Genomic DNA, 1,149 nt, shown 5'->3' with positions numbered 1-1,149 from the left:
GCAAGAAACAATCAGTAAAAACGCATATCTTCATACTGTTTTCAGATCTAAAAACACGCTAATTCTTAAATGCACAGCAATACAAATAGTTAGAAAAGATATGAATTAAAGGGAATAATGTAGATAAAATAAACAGTCAAAGTAACTGCACTGCTTACGATGAATTTCAGATTTTGATGCTAAACCAAAATAACGAGGAAACTCTTTAAAAAAAGAGACATAAGAACTATCTGCTTCACAACGAAAAAAGGACCTAATAAGGTCCCTTTTGTCAATATTAAAACGCTTTACCAATATATGGTCGCTATTTAACAATCCACGGTGTGGCACTGATGAGCTCAGCATGACTGCTAAGCACTGTGTTATCGTCTTGCCAGTCGTCTGTTACTTTTATTGAACAACGCTGCTCTTTACAGCTAACGTCATTTGCCGAAATAGCATCTTGGCCATTAAATTTAAGAACAACACCTTGTTGTTCAGGCAGTAAAAACCACATTAATTTGCTAACAAAAAAGCCTGACAAATCAGATAAAAGCTCGTCAAATTCTTCATTTAACGTATATAAGTTCGCTTTACTGAGTTCAAAATCAGCCAGATCCGTTGCTTCAATTTGTAACTTTAACTGGCATTCATGTTTTGGATTTTCAGGTTGAACAACAATTACGGCTTTGTCAGTATCTAGTTGCTTATCAAAAGGTAAAAGTAACTGAGCCTTATCTGTATATGTTAGGTCAAACTCTTGTTTTTCTGTAATTATTTTACCTGATTTAATTGTGCATACTTCGTTGCTAGCAATATCAGACAAATAAAAGTTAACTTGAGCGTATTGAAACTCGCCTTTATTAACAACTTTCAAACGATCGTAAAAGCCATCATAGGCAACAACAAATTCTGTTGCAGCGGCCTTTGAAGCAACTGCACCTAGCGCAACCGCGATGGTTGCTGCTTTTAACCATGGAAGGAGTTTATTCATCAAAGTAAGCTCTGTTTTGATTTATCATTTTATTCAATTCTTCAATGTACGCTTCACGTCGTTCAGAGTAAGACAGTAAACCTTGTGTTAGCTTAGTTGCATCAATTGGCTTTTGCTGGCGACGTAAATCAGCACGAATTGATCTTAAATCTTTATACGCCGCATGGGTATTAATA

At 35.5% G+C, this 1,149-nt stretch carries 1 protein-coding gene and 1 pseudogene; both read right to left on the bottom strand.

The features are described 5' to 3' along the window. Nucleotides 1–304: 304 nt before the first annotated feature. A complete protein-coding gene (locus L1D51_RS21480) occupies nt 305–973 on the bottom strand; it encodes a DUF2987 domain-containing protein (protein ID WP_054561320.1) in 669 nt (222 codons plus the stop codon). Continuing rightward, nucleotides 966–1,149, bottom strand: a pseudogene (locus L1D51_RS21475) (glucosaminidase domain-containing protein); the annotation flags it as partial. The pseudogene L1D51_RS21475 and the gene L1D51_RS21480, both read right to left, overlap by 8 nt.

The organism is Pseudoalteromonas shioyasakiensis, from assembly GCF_022398475.1.
GTDB lineage: Bacteria > Pseudomonadota > Gammaproteobacteria > Enterobacterales > Alteromonadaceae > Pseudoalteromonas.
The sequence above is the reverse complement of the archived record's forward strand: the minus strand, read 5'-3'. Positions and strand labels throughout refer to the sequence as shown.

Coding starts and splice junctions, on each gene's coding strand:
- L1D51_RS21480 (WP_054561320.1), bottom strand. CDS start 973: ATGAATAAACTCCTTCCATGGTTAAAAGCAGCAACCATCGCGGTTGCG.